Source organism: Bacillus sp. ISL-45 (genome assembly GCF_018613195.1).
Lineage (GTDB): Bacteria > Bacillota > Bacilli > Bacillales > Cytobacillaceae > Mesobacillus.
In genome coordinates this window covers 23,975-39,247 of record NZ_JAGGQQ010000017.1, presented here as the reverse complement: position 1 = coordinate 39,247, position 15,273 = coordinate 23,975, and the positions used below count along the sequence as shown (strand labels likewise).

Here is a 15,273-nt window from a genome sequence, read left to right as displayed (position 1 = left end):
TGGAAGCGCGGTGACGTGTGGAGCTGACTGATACTAATCGTTCGAGGACTTAACCAAAATAGATTACTCGTTCTTCTTGAATTCTTCTTACAACATTATCTAGTTTTGAAGGAATAAATACTTTCCTTTCAATTAAATAGTCTGGTGGCGATGGCGAGAAGGTCACACCCGTTCCCATACCGAACACGGAAGTTAAGCTTCTCAGCGCCGATGGTAGTTGGGGGTTTCCCCCTGTGAGAGTAGGACGCCGCCGGGCTGTTTGAACAATTTAATGGATTAATTATTATTATCGACGCGGGGTGGAGCAGCCCGGTAGCTCGTCGGGCTCATAACCCGAAGGTCGCAGGTTCAAATCCTGCCCCCGCAATAATCCATCTTTTACTACATATTGGTCCCGTGGTGTAGCGGTTAACATGCCTGCCTGTCACGCAGGAGATCGCCGGTTCGATCCCGGTCGGGACCGCCATTTTTATAGTTTGGTAGTTTTTCAGGACGAAACAGGGTTTCGTTTTTTTTATTGTCTAAATTGGAAAAATAGCTGGTTTTTTTGCTCGTCTTTGATAAATCGTGTAAACTACATATAGAATCTTCATCCTTAGGAGGCTTCCTAAGGTTTTTTTATCTTTTAAAGGATGTTTTACTTAGATAAGTGTCTGGCTCCAAAGCTAGTCGGGGCTGACCAAGGTGCTTGCGCTTTTTATTAAAAAATTGACTGTTAGTTAGGTGATATATATGGCGACTTATCAATACATTTCAGAACAGCCTGAAGACACAAAGGGTTTTGCCAAGAGGCTGTCTGGTCTTCTTCAAGCGGGAGATGTCATTGCCCTTGAAGGGGATTTAGGTGCGGGTAAGACGACTTTTACAAAAGGTCTTGCCGAAGGTTTGGGCATCACCAGGAATGTGAACAGCCCGACGTTTACCATCATCAAGGAGTACCAGGGAAGGCTGCCGTTGTACCATATGGATGTCTACCGTGTCGAGGATGCGTTTGAAGATCTTGGTTTTGAAGAATACTTTGAAGGTAATGGTGTGACGGTTGTGGAATGGGCTCATTTGATTAAAGCCCAGCTGCCTGAAGAGCTATTGCTTCTTCAATTATTTCTTGATGAAAATGGGGCTAGAAGAATCGTTGCTGAGCCGAAGGGCAGTCGGTATGAAGAATTGTGTAAGGAGATTTTTTAAATGAAGGTATTATCGATTGATACGTCCAATTATGTTTTGGGTATTGGTTTGCTTGATGGCGAGACTGTTTTGGGCGAGTATATTTCCAATATAAAAAAGAATCATTCTGTTCGGGTCATGCCGGCGATCCAGACATTGATGGAAGAATGCAACATAAAGCCAGCAGACCTATCAAAGATTGTAGTCGCTGAAGGACCTGGATCGTACACGGGTGTCCGTATCGGCGTGACGATTGCGAAGACCATGGCCTGGACCTTGAAGATTCCGCTGTCAGGTGTCTCGAGTCTTCAGGTGGCTGCAGCATCGGCAGGACGTTATTTTGACGGGTATGTTTCTCCTTTCTTTGATGCAAGGAGAGGACAGATTTATACAGGTTTATATAAATTCGAAGATCAAAAGTTGCAGGCGGTAAAAAAGGATCAGCTTGTCATGTCAGCCGATTGGGTAAAAACATTGAATGAGTTGGACAGCAGGGTTTTGTTCACGAGCAATGATTTGAAACTTCATGAAGAGGTCATTAGGGAAGAGCTTGGTGACAAAGCTGTCTTGGCAGAGATTACGGAGCTGAACCCTAGACCGGCAGAGCTTGCATTATTGGGACGGGATAAAGAGGCTGTGGACCTTCATACATTCGTCCCAAATTATATCCGCCTGGCAGAAGCAGAGGCTAATTGGCTGAAAGCACAAGAGACTAAACAATAAGTGGGAAGAGAAAATGAATAAGACGATAACGTTCCGCAATATGACGGTTGATGATCTGGATGAAGTGATGGAGGTAGAGCTCAAATCCTTTACTGTTCCATGGAGCAAGGAAGCTTTTTTCAATGAGTTGACGAAGAACCAGTTTGCGCATTATCTGATAGTGGAAGTGGATCAAAGGGTAGTTGGTTACTGTGGAGTATGGATCATCATAGATGAAGCACATATCACAAATATTGCCTTGCTTCCGGAATATAGAGGCATGAAGCTTGGAGAGGCGCTTATGGCAAAGGTCATGGAGCTGGCTCGGGAAATGGGTGCATTTAGGATGACACTTGAAGTCAGGGTCAGCAATGAAAGGGCCCAGAATCTTTATCGCAAGTTTGGTTTCGAAGAAGGGGCTATAAGAAAACAATATTATACTGACAATATGGAAGACGCTATAGTAATGTGGGTGAATTTATAATGACAAAAGACCAATTAATAATGGGAATAGAGACAAGCTGTGATGAGACAGCAGTCGCAATCGTAAAAAATGGACGTGAAATCCTTGCGAATGTCGTTGCCTCCCAGATTGAGAGCCATAAGCGGTTCGGCGGAGTTGTACCTGAAATCGCATCCAGGCATCATGTTGAACAGGTGACGCTTGTGTTAGAGGAAGCATTAGCTCAGGCTAATGTGGATATTAAGGATTTGAATGCTATTGCAGTGACCGAAGGCCCTGGCCTGGTTGGCGCTCTATTAATCGGAGTGAACGCTGCAAAGGCTTTGGCGTTTGCGAATGGCATTCCACTAGTTGGAGTCCATCATATTGCCGGTCATATCTATGCGAACCGGCTTGTGGCGGAGATGAACTTCCCGCTGCTTTCACTTGTCGTGTCTGGCGGACATACTGAGCTCGTTTATATGAAGGAACACGGTCATTTCGAGGTGATTGGCGAGACTCGGGATGATGCAGCCGGTGAAGCCTATGACAAGGTTGCAAGGACATTGCACCTTCCATATCCCGGCGGTCCGCATATCGACCGGCTGGCTCATGAAGGAAAGGCAACAATCAATCTGCCTCGAGCATGGCTGGAGGAAGGTTCCTATGATTTCAGCTTCAGTGGATTGAAGTCAGCTGTGATCAACGTTGTGCATAACGCACAGCAGCGTGGAGAGGAAATTGCACCTGAAGACCTTGCAGCCAGCTTCCAGGAGAGTGTGATTGATGTACTTGTCACTAAAACGCAGAAGGCAGTTAAGGAATACGGAGTAAAACAAGTACTGCTTGCTGGAGGAGTTGCAGCAAATAAAGGATTAAGAGAAAAACTATCCGCAGAATTTACAGGCTCGGATGTGGAAATAGTTATTCCCCCATTGTTTTTATGCACAGACAATGCTGCAATGATTGCCGCGGCAGGAAGCGTTTTATATGAAAAGGGCCAGCGAGCGGATTTAACTTTGAATGGAAATCCAGGTCTGGAGATAACTATCCACAACTAAAGTCGCAAGCAAAAAAATGTTGTCAGACTCTTCTGTGGATATGTTGATGTTTCAGATGCGAAAATGTGCATAATGTGGATAAAAACCGCTGTTTTTGTGGATGATGTGGAAAACTCTCTGGATAAGCTATAAATCAGTCTTTACTATGTGAATAACTATGTGAACAAAAAGTCCCGGTTTTTACTCGGGACTTTTTTTGTGGATTATTTTAGTTCTGTCGTAGAAATTGTCGAAAAAATGATATTTATGTCATTTTAAATTAAAGTAAAAGGATTTTTAGTGCTCAGTCTGGTTTGCTAAAAAACTTTTATAACATAAATTAGAATAATATAGCGCAAATTTACTTTTTATAGCGCAAATCAGAGGATAATATAGCGCCATTTTATTTTTTATAGCGCAAAACTTAATAATATAGCGAAAATCTCATTTTTATAGCGAATTGGAAATTCCTCAGTTTTTACCAATTTTTCAGTACAAAAAAATACCGGACACCCTCATGTCCGGTTATTCATCATTAAGCCAGCTCTGTCCACTCATCCATCAGTTCATCGAGTTTCTTTTTTGCGGCTTCAATCTTACTATTGATCTCTCCTGCTTTTTCGTGATCCTGGAAAACCTCTGGATCACAGAGCAATTCTTCGTATTCAGCAACTTCTAATTCCAGCTGTTCAATCTTCGCTTCCACTTCTTCCATGCGGCGTTTGCGCTGGCGTTCGAGTTTTTTCGCTTCTTTGTCCTGCTGATAGGAGGTTTTGTCCTGCTTTGAGTTGTCCACAAAGCTTCCAGATGCTTTGGCGGCCTGTTCTGCCAATGCCTTCAGCTCTTCCTGCTCAAGCTTTTTCTCGACGTAATAATCGTAATCGCCAAGGTATTCAGTTGAACCAGCACGGTCGAGCTCGAGAACCTTTGTCGCGATCCTGTTGATAAAATAGCGGTCATGTGAGACGAACAGGATGGTGCCTGGATAATCAATCAGGGCATTTTCGAGAACTTCCTTGCTGTCCAGGTCAAGGTGGTTTGTCGGCTCGTCCAAAATTAAGAAATTGGAATTCTGCAGCATCAGCTTGGCCAGTGCCAGACGGGCCTTTTCACCACCGCTCAGGGTAGAGACGATTTTTAAGACATCATCACCTGAGAAAAGAAAGTTCCCAAGTACTGTGCGGATTTCTTTTTCAGACTTCAGGGGGTATTCATCCCAAAGTTCATTCAATACCTTTTTATTCGAGCTGAGCTCTGCCTGTTCCTGATCATAGTAGCCGATCGAAACATTGGAACCATATTGAATATTGCCGTTAATCGAGGGCAGTTTCTCAACGATTGTTTTTAGTAAAGTTGATTTTCCAACGCCATTCGGTCCAACCAGTGCCGTACTGTCCCCACGGGAAAGATTGAACGAGATATTTTCAGATACGATGTCATTCTGATAGCCGACAGCAAGTGTATTCACCTTCAGGACATCATTCCCGCTCTGGCGCTCAATTTGGAAGCTGAACGTGGCGGATTTTTCATCACCCCTAGGCCTGTCCATACGGTCGATTTTTTCAAGCTGTTTCCGTCGGCTCTGGGCACGCTTAGTTGTTGATGCCCTGGCCAGGTTGCGCTGGATAAAGTCCTGCAGCTTGGAGATCTCATCCTGCTGCTTCTCATACAGTTTCAAATCCCGCTCATAATTCGCGGCTTTCTGCTCTAAATACGAGCTGTAATTGCCAGGAAACTTCGTCAGCTGATGGCGGGAGATTTCATATACCTGGTTCACGACCTTATCAAGGAAGTAGCGGTCATGTGAGACGATCAGGATGGCTCCGCTATAGCCTTGCAAATACTGCTCAAGCCAGGAAAGCGTGTCAATATCCAGGTGGTTCGTTGGCTCATCCAGAATCAGAATATCCGGGCGCGTCAATAATAGCTTCGCCAATGCGAGTCTAGTTTTCTGTCCGCCGCTTAAAGTGGATATCTTTGTGGAATAATCAAAAGAATGGAAGTTCAGGCCGTGAAGGACGGAACGGATATCCGCTTCATATTGATAGCCGCCTTTTTCCTTGAACTGAACCTGCAGCAAGTCATACTCTTTGAGGACTCTGTCGTATTCTGTCTGATTAGACAGGATTCCAGGATCCGACATTTTTTCCTCCAGCCGGCGCAAGTCTTTTTCCATGTTGTGCAGATGATCAAAAACACCCAGCATTTCATCCCAGATGCTTTTCTCGGATTCAAGCCCTGTATTTTGGGCCAGATAGCCAATTGTCGTACCTTTTGGTCGGATGATCTCACCGCCGTCATGTGATTCGTACCCGGCGATGATTTTCAGCAGGGTTGATTTTCCTGCCCCGTTCCGGCCGACAAGCGCTACTCGGTCATTAGTCTGTATTTCAAACTTTATATTCGATAAAATAAGATCAGCAGCAAAATATTTTGATAGCTGATTAACTTGTAATAATATCATTATTTTTCACCTCTATTGCCTTAGAGATAGTGTAACCCAATAATATAGGCACGGCAATATGTGCGCCCTGCTATAGGTCCCATGGTATTAAAATTCCGCTATATTATTGAGAACATTGAAACAAAGTTCACACACAAGTTTGACAAAATAGTGTATCATTTGGTAGAAAGGAGCTTTATTATGGCAGAATTTACGCATTTTAACGAAGAGGGCAGAGCGAAGATGGTCGATGTCAGCGAAAAACCAGAGACGGTCCGTACGGCAGTCGCCCATTCAAGCATAACCGTGAACGAAGATATATATGTGAGAATCACTGAAAATAAAATGAAAAAAGGGGATGTACTTGCTGTCGCGCAGGTAGCAGGCATCATGGCAGCGAAGAAGACGTCTGAAATCATCCCGATGTGCCACCCGATTCCATTGACAGGCATTGACCTTTCATTCGATTGGGAGCAAAATGAAAATGACTATATTTTGAACATCGCCGCAGCTGTAAAAACAAAAGGGAATACAGGTGTGGAAATGGAAGCGCTAACAGCAGCTTCAGCATGTGCGCTGACTGTTTATGATATGTGCAAGGCCGTAGATAAGGGCATGGTGATCGGCAAGACATATCTTGTTGAAAAAACCGGCGGTAAAAACGGTGATTTCAAGCGAGAAGAAAAGTTGAGATAGAAATACGGACAGAGGGTGGAGGATGGAGAATGACGAATGATGCTATGAAGATTCCGCAGGCAACCGCAAAACGTTTGCCACTATATTATCGGTTCTTATTGAACTTGCATTCTTCAGGGAAGCAAAGGGTGTCATCCGCGGAATTAAGTGAAGCGGTAAAAGTGGATTCAGCGACTATCCGAAGGGATTTTTCCTACTTTGGAGCTTTGGGTAAAAAAGGGTACGGGTACAATGTGAATTACCTGCTGACTTTCTTCCGAAAGACACTTGATCAGGATGAACTGACGAAGGTAGCCTTGATTGGAGTCGGGAATCTGGGAACAGCGTTTTTGAATTATAATTTTTCCAAAAACAATAACACGAAGATTGAGATAGCCTTTGATGTTGACCCTGACAAGGTCGGCACGAAGATTGGCGACGTAGCAGTATATCATATGGATGACCTGGACAAGGTTGTCGTCGAGGAAGGAATCCAGGTCGCGATCCTGACTGTTCCTTCAGCAGTAGCACAGCCGATAACAGACCGATTGGTGCAGGCGAATATCAAGGGAATCCTTAATTTCACGCCAGCGAGACTGAATGTGCCGGCATCTATCAGGATTCATCACATTGATTTGGCGGTTGAATTGCAGTCATTGATTTATTTCTTAAAACATTATCCAACAGATACTGAAACAACTGAATCGGTAGAATAAAAAACAGCTCCTTCACGATGAAGGAGCTATTTATTCTGTATATTCTTCAGTTTGAAATGGAACATGATCATCCTGATGCCAGAGCCAAAGTCGAACGTGGCAAGGGCTACAAGCAAATAGCTGAAGAATCCCCAGCCTGTCTCATTTACATTCTGGATGGCGAAATAGGTGAATAAGCTGCCTAACAAGATATAGACAATGCCTGAAAATATAGGCGATTGCTTCATAACTTAAAATCCCCCAATAAAGCTTTGAATTTTCTCTGCTTCTTTTATCATTCTCTCAATGTCTTCCCTAAATACGGATTGAATCAGTACAACCATCGTATTCATTGTAACATGGGCAATGATAGGCACGATGATCCGCTTTGTTTTTACATAAAGGAAAGCAAAGGTGAACCCCATTGCTGAGTACAGGATCACGTGCTCCGGCTCCATATGCGCAAGCGCGAAAATGACGGAGCTGATCAGTCCGGCGAAAAAGAAATTCATTTTCTTATGCAGGCTGCCGAAAATGATTTTTCGGAAGACGATTTCTTCTAAAATTGGGCCGATAATCGAACTGACCAAAATGACAATCGGGAACATTTCAATCAGCTTGATGATTTCCTGTGTATTCTCCGAGCCCATTTCGATCCCAAGCATGTTCTCGATGCTTGCAGCAATCGATTGGGCGAACAGAGCAAGGAATACACCTGCGAATGCCCAGACAGCTGAGCTTGCCGGTGATGAAGCATCACGCAGGTCAGCGCCTGTCCTGCGTTCTTTCCTTAGGAGCAGGAGCACAATCACAAGTGTCAGCGAAAAGCTGATCACGAGCCAGTAGGGAATCGAAAGGGTCTCCATTTCCTCCAGGCTTTTTCCCATTGCGGCTCCGATAAAGGCAACAATCGGGATGCCGATCAAGCTTGAAAGCTGCATGGCGATATAGGCGATAATGACGTACCAGTATTCCTTTTTCAATATGATAATCTCCTTCTATTCGGATCGGTCTATGTGTATGCCATAAAAGCTATTATAAGAATGCTATCTATCCATTTTACTAGTAATCATCGGGAAAGTTCAAATATCAGGGTGTCTCGTGAATATTTTGGTTAAAATTCCTGTGAACTGGCATACTTTTTAGGGTGGTCTTTTTTAGCCAGGTTCCCGCAAATAGGTGAAAAATAGTACATGCTGTCGAAGGGAAAGAGGCCGGATTATAATGCTAAAATTTATAAAAAAAATTAGGCTTCACGCTTGCAAAAAAAATGGAGATTCATTATTATATAAATTGTGTTAGCACTCTATTGAGGCGAGTGCTAATAAAAAATAATCTACATATAATTTGAGGAGGTTGTTTCACTTGATCAAGCCACTAGGAGATCGCATTATTATCGAGCTTGTTGAGTCTGAAGAAAAAACTGCAAGCGGTATCGTTTTACCAGACACAGCGAAAGAAAAACCTCAAGAAGGTAAAGTCGTAGCTGTTGGAACTGGCCGAGTTCTTGAAAGCGGCGAGCGTGTTGCTCTTGAAGTTGCAGTCGGAGACCGCATTATCTTCTCAAAATACGCAGGCACAGAAGTAAAGTACCAGGGAACTGAGTACCTGATCCTACGTGAAAACGACATTCTAGCAGTAGTGGAATAGAAAAGCGGAAGCGCCTTGGTCAGGTCCGACAAGCGCTGGAGGGCCTGACAGTGAAGTCGTTCTTTGACTTCATTGGCAGGACCGAAGCGTCTCGAGGGACTAGGCGCTGGAGCTAGACACTAACAAGGGTGTAGTGAATATAAATTAAAATTCTGAGGAGGTCTTTTTACAATGGCAAAAGAAATTAAGTTCAGTGAAGAAGCACGCCGCGCGATGCTTCGCGGGGTAGATTCTCTTGCAAATGCAGTAAAAGTAACTCTTGGACCAAAGGGACGCAACGTGGTTCTTGAGAAGAAATTCGGTTCACCTCTTATCACGAATGATGGTGTAACGATCGCAAAAGAAATCGAGCTTGAAGATGCATTCGAAAACATGGGTGCTAAGCTTGTTGCTGAAGTAGCAAGCAAGACAAACGATGTTGCTGGGGACGGAACGACTACTGCAACAGTTCTTGCTCAAGCGATGATCCGCGAAGGTCTTAAGAACGTAACGGCCGGCGCTAACCCAATGGGCATCCGCAAAGGTATGGAAAAGGCTGTTGTTACAGCTGTTGAAGAGTTAAAGGCTATTTCCAAGCCAATCGAAGGCAAAGCTTCGATCGCACAAGTAGCGGCAATCTCTGCTGCTGACGAAGAAGTAGGCCAATTGATTGCAGAAGCAATGGAGCGCGTTGGCAACGACGGCGTTATCACAATCGAAGAATCTAAAGGCTTCACTACAGAATTGGACGTTGTTGAAGGTATGCAGTTCGACCGCGGATATGCATCTCCTTACATGGTAACTGATTCTGACAAAATGGAAGCAGTTCTTGAAAATCCATATATCCTGATCACTGACAAGAAGATCGGCAATATCCAGGAAATCCTTCCTGTTCTTGAGCAGGTTGTCCAGCAAGGCAAGCCATTATTGATCGTTGCTGAAGATGTGGAAGGTGAAGCACTTGCTACATTAGTAGTCAACAAGCTTCGCGGAACATTCAACGCAGTAGCTGTCAAGGCTCCTGGCTTTGGTGACCGCCGTAAGGCTATGCTTGAAGACATCGCTGCATTGACTGGCGGTGAAGTGATCACTGAAGAGCTTGGCCGTGAACTTAAGTCTGCTACAATCACATCACTTGGACGCGCTTCTAAAGTTGTGGTTACAAAAGAAAACACAACAGTCGTTGAAGGTGCTGGAGACAGCGCTGCAATCGAAAGCCGCGTAAACCAAATCCGCGTTCAAATGGAAGAAACAACTTCTGAATTTGACCGTGAAAAGCTGCAAGAGCGCCTTGCTAAGCTAGCTGGCGGTGTTGCAGTCATCAAGGTTGGTGCTGCTACTGAAACTGAATTGAAAGAACGCAAGCTTCGCATTGAAGATGCCCTTAACTCAACTCGCGCTGCAGTTGAAGAAGGAATCGTATCAGGCGGTGGCGTAGCGCTTCTTAACGTATACAACAAAGTGGCTGGAATCCAGGCTGAAGGCGACGAAGCTACTGGCGTGAACATCGTCCTTCGCGCTATGGAAGAACCAGTTCGCCAAATCGCTCACAACGCTGGCCTTGAAGGATCAGTCATCGTTGAGCGCCTGAAGCGCGAAGAAGTCGGCACAGGCTTCAACGCTGCAACTGGCGAGTGGGTAAACATGATCGAATCCGGTATCGTGGACCCAACTAAAGTGACTCGTTATGCACTTCAAAACGCAGCATCCGTTTCTGCAATGTTCTTGACTACTGAAGCAGTAGTTGCTGACATTCCAGAAGAAGGCGGCGGCGGAATGCCTGACATGAGCGGCATGGGCGGCATGGGCGGCATGATGTAATCATGCACCTATAATCCCAATACATTCGGGGTTTTTTGGACCTATGATACCCGGTTAGTAACCTATGGGTAACGAAAGGGTAACATTTTCTTGAATAAGGACTAAATCAGAGGTTTTCCATAAGTTCTTTGAACTTTTGGGAAGCCTCTTTTTTATTTCTTCTGGAGTTTGAATAACAAGATTTTTATAGAAAACAGACTAAGGATAGATATGATCCAATGGTATGTTATTCAGAAAAATAATAGTTTTCTGCCAGAAAGGCTCCGCATTTAATTCACAAATAGACAGACTTTAAAGGAATGAATAATAACTTATTAATGCATTGCACAATCTATTGTTGATAATAAATAAACGGCAGAATTTTCTTATTCAGGAGGTGCTTACGGGTATGAAATTGGAACAGTCTATACAGAACAACGATAATATGGTCTCTGTATCGTTTTCCGGACAGAATGAACAACTTATGGACTTAGGCAACGAATGGCATACGCATGAAGGTGATTGGGTTGGTATATGGCGAAGAATGGGAGACTCTAACCGCTTCATTGCAAAATGGACAAGACGTAGGGGTGAGATAGTGACTGCTAATTTGTCCATGGAAATAAATGATAATGATATAACCATTCAAAGAAGAAATTCCAGTGATGATAATAATTGTTACTACACAGGTACAATTGCTGATGATGGTAAAACAGCATCAGGACATTTTAATTGTGATAATCACGACGGAGATGGAGGTCCTTGGGAAGCAACTATTCATTGGGTGGAAACGGATGTGGGAAAATATTGGATCGAAGAGGAAATGGGATGGAGCGGTAAATGGGAAAAATCGGAAGATGATCCAAATAAATTTCATGCAACTTGGACACAAACCGGCCATCCAAATGTAACTGCTGTTTTAAAAGTTTATCGACATGGTAACGTTGTTACTATTTACAGGGGACTTAGTAGTGATGGTAATGATTGTGAATACACAGGTACCATTGGCGAAGATGGTAAAACAGTCACCGGAACATATGGTTGCAAACATGGTGGTGGAACTTGGAGCGCTACTATTTATTTTGAATAACTTCTGTAATTCTTGTTGTACAAATAATATAGAAATGAGGAGCTTTTTATGGATAACATATTTGATAACTTAGAAAAAACAAAAACTGAACCCTTGTGGGACACTAGACGTCCTCGGCAATATTTAATTGTTACTAATAATACTAATAGAAAGGACGAGAAATATGGAAGAACTCTATTCCTAACATGGAGTGATGATACAGACCAAGGGCAAAGTCTTGAGTCACTACTTGAGCCAGGCAAACACGATCAGAAAAGGTCGAGGAGGACACACGATGCAAATTTCGTAGTAAAAGTTCACCGCGAAAAAAATGGAGAATGGGAGTACATTGGTGAGTTTAACGAACATGTAAGTAGCATAGAAGGTAGAATGAGCGACACTGAACGATGTTCTTTGTTTATTTCCCCAGTAGATGAAAATCATGTATGTTTGTACAAAAGTGGTGAAGATGACGATGCATCAAAGGTTATAAAACTATTTGAATTAGAGGATTGGTAAAATATTTTTATTCCAGGGAAAGGGAGCTGGATAATCCCACATTCTGTAAAGCCAAAAAAGAGCTCAAATCTGAGCTCTATTATTTGTGAAATTCTAAATTTATTAAAGGTTTTCCATAAGCTTTTTGAACTTTTGGGAAGCCTCTTTTTTCATCTCTTTGGTCACATGTAGATATACATTTTTTGTTGTATCTTCATCCTTGTGTCCTAATCGTTCCATTATTTGTGGAAGACTTACACCTGCCTGAGCTAAAAGAGATGTATGAGTATGACGTAATGAATGTGGCGTAAGCTCAGGATTTAATTCTGCCATTTTTAATAAACGTCTCATGCGGTTCTCTATTTTTTTTATATAAAGCGGGTAACCAGGTAGTTCCTCATCAATGCTTGCAAAAACAAAATCATTATTATGGTAAATATCTCGATGCTTCATAATTGTTTGTTTTTGAGCTAAATTATGCTTGTTTAGCTCATTAATCACAGTTTCATCAACATCAATAATCCGTACCGCTGTTGGAGTTTTTGGGGTTAAAAGCATGTATTCTTTTCTGTTGTTAGTTGGATTGTAATATGTTTTTGAAATGCTTATTGTGTGTTTATCAAAATCAATATCACGCCACTTAAGGGCGCTGAGTTCGCCTGCACGTACACCGGTATATGCCAGTAATAAAAAGATTGGATAATCTTGGTCTATTCCAAACTTTTTTGCTATGTGGAGGAAGTGCTTTAGTTCCTCTTTCTCTAAATATTTTGGTAACCTTTTTTGTCCCTCCAACTCTTCAATAGTTTTTTGCTGTTTAGGAACCTGAGTATACTCAGTTGGGTCTTTTTTTAGAATTTCTAATTCTACTGCTTTTTTAAAGATCATTCGGCCCGTTCGATGGGCGCCGTCAATTGTGTTCTGAGCATATCCTCTTTTCTTTAAATCATTTAAGGCGTTTTGATATTGCCTTCTGCTGATGTCTTTTAATTTTAGCTTAGCAAAATAGTCCAATAACCGTTTAATTTCATGTCTTCGGATTCGTACAGTGCTTACTTTGACAATCCCAGTTCCTTCATAAAGGGATAACCATTCGTAAGCAAAGTCTTCAAATGTCATATCACTTTCTTTAACATAGAAGCCCTGATTTATTTCATTTTCAAGAATAGAGGCAGCTGTTTCAGCTTCTTTTTTCGTCCGGAAACCGCTTTTTTTCTTTTGTTTACGTTTGCCGGTTTTAGGGTCTTTCCCTACATCGACAATGTATGCCCAACTTGCTCCACATTTACATTTCTTGCTATTACATTTACAACGTGGTCTATATATATAACTCATAGGTTATTTCTCCCTTCCTTTTCTTCTAAACGAGTTCTGTATGCTCCTTGCTTGCAGGCCTCATTACAATATTTTTTTTTACGTCCAGATTTTACAAAGGGGTTCCTGCACTTCTTATTTTCACAAAGGTACACATTCTTAGCATCGTTGATCGTTTGCCATAGTTCATAATAAATTGCAGCAAGCAAAAAACGAGTATATCTTTTTTCTGTAATCCTAAATCCTTTAGTTGAAGGATTTGAGATAAGGTCATCGACACCTATATTAATTCCTCCTGATATATGAAACTCAAGAACTTTGGCTAATGCATATTGCGCAATTTCGAGTATGTCTTTATCTTCTAGGTACTCAGGTAACATGGAAATGCTTCCCCATCGGTCCAATGAACAAAATACCTTTCTGATATCGTTCTATCCTCAGCTAGACTTCCGAACATTCCACTATGCATTTTAATTTCAATAATTTTGTACATCACCTCATCAGAACTGCCTTTTCTGACGGCATTATATAATTTTAAAATTTTTTTTACTTCATTTATATGCCATTGCCATAATTCAATAGGCTCAAAAACACTAAAACCATAGTTATTAAATATGAATTTTGGTTGCAAGGTTGCCTTAATGGCGGGAGCTTGAGAATTCACTTGTCCATCCTCGGGATGTTGAATTCCTAATAGTCCGTATTTTTTCTTGGGAGTGGGCTACACAAAAAGATGCAAATCTGCATGATATAACAGATCCTATTACAGGTGATGAATTTAAGTGGAACTCAAAAACGAAAGGTTGGATTAACCTAGAAAATAGCGTTGAAGAAATAGGTTGTATTCATACTACCCAAGGTGCAGATCTAAATTATGTTGGTGTTATATTGGGAGAGGAAATTGATTGTGATTATGCTGGTGAAGATGATGACAGCTATGATTTAAGTAAAGCAAACATCATAGTTAATCCTGAAAAATATAAAGACCGTAATGGTCTTCCTATTAAAGGAACTGACATGAACAATGAAGAATTAAAGTCTTATATCAAACGTATTTACTACGTACTACTGTCACGTGGTATAAATGGTTGTTATGTATATGCTACAAATCCCAATATGCAAAAATATTTGAGGGAAGTTGTAAGAAATACTCAAACTGGGGAAATCAGAAAGGGTCGCTTAAAAACTGGAACTTCTTATATAGTCCAGAATTAATCATTCGCAAATAAGGGGAGAGTAAAGTGGAATTTTTAAGAGTTGATAATACGGATATAGAGAAATTATCGGATCGGCAACTAACAGAACTATTATCAATGTTGTTGTACTTTGAAGCTGAAAAGTGGGGGATTTCGGCTAATTCTGTTGGAGTAGCTCTTAATATTACTGTCCCAGATGGTGGTGAAGATGGAAGGATAAAATGGGCCGGAGAAATAGATAAAACAAATTGGCTTCCAAAACGATTTACGCTGTTTCAATGCAAAGCAACAGATATGCCTCCTTCGAAATGTAAAGATGAAATATTAACAAGCACTAGAGAACTCAAGCCAATGGTTAAGGAAGTAATAGAAGAGGAAGGAGCATATATTCTCTTCCATAATCAGACCTTAAATGAACAACAACAGCAGATGAGGATTGATCAATTTAGAAAAGCTATCGATGAGTCTACGCTACAAGTAGATAGCGTATCCGTATGTATTCATATTTATGATGCTGGTAAAATTGCGGCTTGGGCAAATGAATCAATTTCAGCGGTTGTTGCTGTTTAGAAATGGGTTGGTAAACACTTACCGAATGGTGCAAAG

The 15,273-nt window shown here is 41.9% G+C and carries 17 protein-coding genes, 2 tRNA genes, 1 rRNA gene and 1 pseudogene; 15 read left to right on the top strand and 6 right to left on the bottom strand.

Features of this window, described 5'->3' with window-relative positions; translation table 11 throughout:
- Positions 1-140 precede the first annotated feature (140 nt).
- The 7 genes from rrf to tsaD all read left to right on the top strand — a co-directional run bounded on the left by rrf (position 141) and on the right by tsaD (position 3,369).
- Positions 141-256 (top strand): 5S ribosomal RNA (rrf, locus tag J7E35_RS18985).
- Positions 257-293: 37 nt separating this feature from the next.
- Positions 294-367: transfer RNA gene (locus J7E35_RS18980), tRNA-Met, on the top strand.
- Between the two features lie 23 nt (positions 368-390).
- A tRNA-Asp gene (locus J7E35_RS18975) sits at positions 391-466 on the top strand.
- Positions 467-732: 266 nt separating this feature from the next.
- Positions 733-1,185, top strand: a complete 453-nt coding sequence (gene tsaE, locus J7E35_RS18970) for a tRNA (adenosine(37)-N6)-threonylcarbamoyltransferase complex ATPase subunit type 1 TsaE (RefSeq protein WP_214782534.1) — start codon at positions 733-735, stop codon at positions 1,183-1,185.
- A complete protein-coding gene (tsaB, locus tag J7E35_RS18965) occupies positions 1,186-1,887 on the top strand; it encodes a tRNA (adenosine(37)-N6)-threonylcarbamoyltransferase complex dimerization subunit type 1 TsaB (RefSeq protein WP_214782531.1) in 702 nt (233 codons plus the stop codon). It begins immediately after the preceding gene.
- Positions 1,888-1,900: 13 nt separating this feature from the next.
- The gene (gene rimI / locus J7E35_RS18960; RefSeq protein WP_214782528.1) at positions 1,901-2,350 is read left to right on the top strand and encodes a ribosomal protein S18-alanine N-acetyltransferase; all 450 of its coding nucleotides are present in this window, start codon (positions 1,901-1,903) and stop codon (positions 2,348-2,350) included.
- Positions 2,350-3,369, top strand: a complete 1,020-nt coding sequence (gene tsaD / locus J7E35_RS18955; protein WP_214782525.1) for a tRNA (adenosine(37)-N6)-threonylcarbamoyltransferase complex transferase subunit TsaD — start codon at positions 2,350-2,352, stop codon at positions 3,367-3,369. Before rimI ends, tsaD begins: the two co-directional genes overlap by 1 nt.
- A gap of 514 nt (positions 3,370-3,883) precedes the next feature.
- Here tsaD and J7E35_RS18950 read toward each other — a convergent pair.
- Positions 3,884-5,812: an ABC-F family ATP-binding cassette domain-containing protein gene (locus J7E35_RS18950; RefSeq protein WP_214782522.1), complete on the bottom strand. Its 1,929-nt coding sequence runs from the start codon at positions 5,810-5,812 to the stop codon at positions 3,884-3,886.
- A gap of 180 nt (positions 5,813-5,992) precedes the next feature.
- On the opposite strand from J7E35_RS18950, the gene moaC reads away from it, so the two are divergent.
- Positions 5,993-6,487 (top strand): cyclic pyranopterin monophosphate synthase MoaC, encoded by a 495-nt coding sequence (gene moaC / locus J7E35_RS18945; protein ID WP_214782520.1) that lies wholly within the window; start codon positions 5,993-5,995, stop codon positions 6,485-6,487.
- Between the two features lie 29 nt (positions 6,488-6,516).
- A complete protein-coding gene (locus tag J7E35_RS18940) occupies positions 6,517-7,182 on the top strand; it encodes a redox-sensing transcriptional repressor Rex (RefSeq protein ID WP_214782518.1) in 666 nt (221 codons plus the stop codon).
- A gap of 26 nt (positions 7,183-7,208) precedes the next feature.
- Here J7E35_RS18940 and J7E35_RS18935 read toward each other — a convergent pair whose 3' ends face one another.
- Positions 7,209-7,409 (bottom strand): YdiK family protein, encoded by a 201-nt coding sequence (locus tag J7E35_RS18935; protein WP_214782515.1) that lies wholly within the window; start codon positions 7,407-7,409, stop codon positions 7,209-7,211.
- A gap of 3 nt (positions 7,410-7,412) precedes the next feature.
- On the bottom strand, positions 7,413-8,144 hold the full coding sequence (locus J7E35_RS18930) for a CPBP family intramembrane glutamic endopeptidase (protein WP_214782514.1): 732 nt from the start codon (positions 8,142-8,144) through the stop codon (positions 7,413-7,415).
- A gap of 382 nt (positions 8,145-8,526) precedes the next feature.
- On the opposite strand from J7E35_RS18930, the gene groES reads away from it, so the two are divergent.
- The 4 genes from groES (at position 8,527) to J7E35_RS18910 (ending at position 12,178) form a co-directional block, all read left to right on the top strand.
- Positions 8,527-8,811 (top strand): co-chaperone GroES, encoded by a 285-nt coding sequence (gene groES, locus J7E35_RS18925; RefSeq protein ID WP_214782512.1) that lies wholly within the window; start codon positions 8,527-8,529, stop codon positions 8,809-8,811.
- Between the two features lie 171 nt (positions 8,812-8,982).
- Positions 8,983-10,611 (top strand): chaperonin GroEL, encoded by a 1,629-nt coding sequence (groL, locus tag J7E35_RS18920; protein ID WP_214782510.1) that lies wholly within the window; start codon positions 8,983-8,985, stop codon positions 10,609-10,611.
- Positions 10,612-10,999: 388 nt separating this feature from the next.
- On the top strand, positions 11,000-11,680 hold the full coding sequence (locus J7E35_RS18915) for a hypothetical protein (RefSeq protein ID WP_214782507.1): 681 nt from the start codon (positions 11,000-11,002) through the stop codon (positions 11,678-11,680).
- 48 nt (positions 11,681-11,728) lie between these two features.
- Entirely contained in the window at positions 11,729-12,178 is a 450-nt protein-coding gene (locus J7E35_RS18910; RefSeq protein ID WP_214782503.1) for a hypothetical protein, read from the top strand.
- A 102-nt stretch (positions 12,179-12,280) separates the two neighbouring features.
- Here the strand turns inward: J7E35_RS18910 and J7E35_RS18905 are convergent, their stop codons facing one another.
- The 3 genes from J7E35_RS18905 to J7E35_RS18895 are packed head-to-tail and all read right to left on the bottom strand — an operon-like array spanning position 12,281 to position 14,135.
- Positions 12,281-13,492: a tyrosine-type recombinase/integrase gene (locus J7E35_RS18905; RefSeq protein ID WP_214782500.1), complete on the bottom strand. Its 1,212-nt coding sequence runs from the start codon at positions 13,490-13,492 to the stop codon at positions 12,281-12,283.
- Positions 13,489-13,851, bottom strand: a complete 363-nt coding sequence (locus tag J7E35_RS18900) for a hypothetical protein (RefSeq protein ID WP_214782498.1) — start codon at positions 13,849-13,851, stop codon at positions 13,489-13,491. The genes J7E35_RS18905 and J7E35_RS18900 overlap by 4 nt, the downstream gene beginning before the upstream one ends.
- On the bottom strand, positions 13,833-14,135 hold the full coding sequence (locus J7E35_RS18895; RefSeq protein ID WP_214782496.1) for a hypothetical protein: 303 nt from the start codon (positions 14,133-14,135) through the stop codon (positions 13,833-13,835). Before J7E35_RS18895 ends, J7E35_RS18900 begins: the two co-directional genes overlap by 19 nt.
- A gap of 29 nt (positions 14,136-14,164) precedes the next feature.
- On the opposite strand from J7E35_RS18895, the pseudogene J7E35_RS18890 reads away from it, so the two are divergent.
- Positions 14,165-14,626: pseudogene (locus J7E35_RS18890) on the top strand (DNA/RNA helicase domain-containing protein); the annotation flags it as partial.
- Between the two features lie 86 nt (positions 14,627-14,712).
- Positions 14,713-15,237: a hypothetical protein gene (locus J7E35_RS18885; RefSeq protein ID WP_214782494.1), complete on the top strand. Its 525-nt coding sequence runs from the start codon at positions 14,713-14,715 to the stop codon at positions 15,235-15,237.
- Positions 15,238-15,273 lie beyond the last annotated feature (36 nt).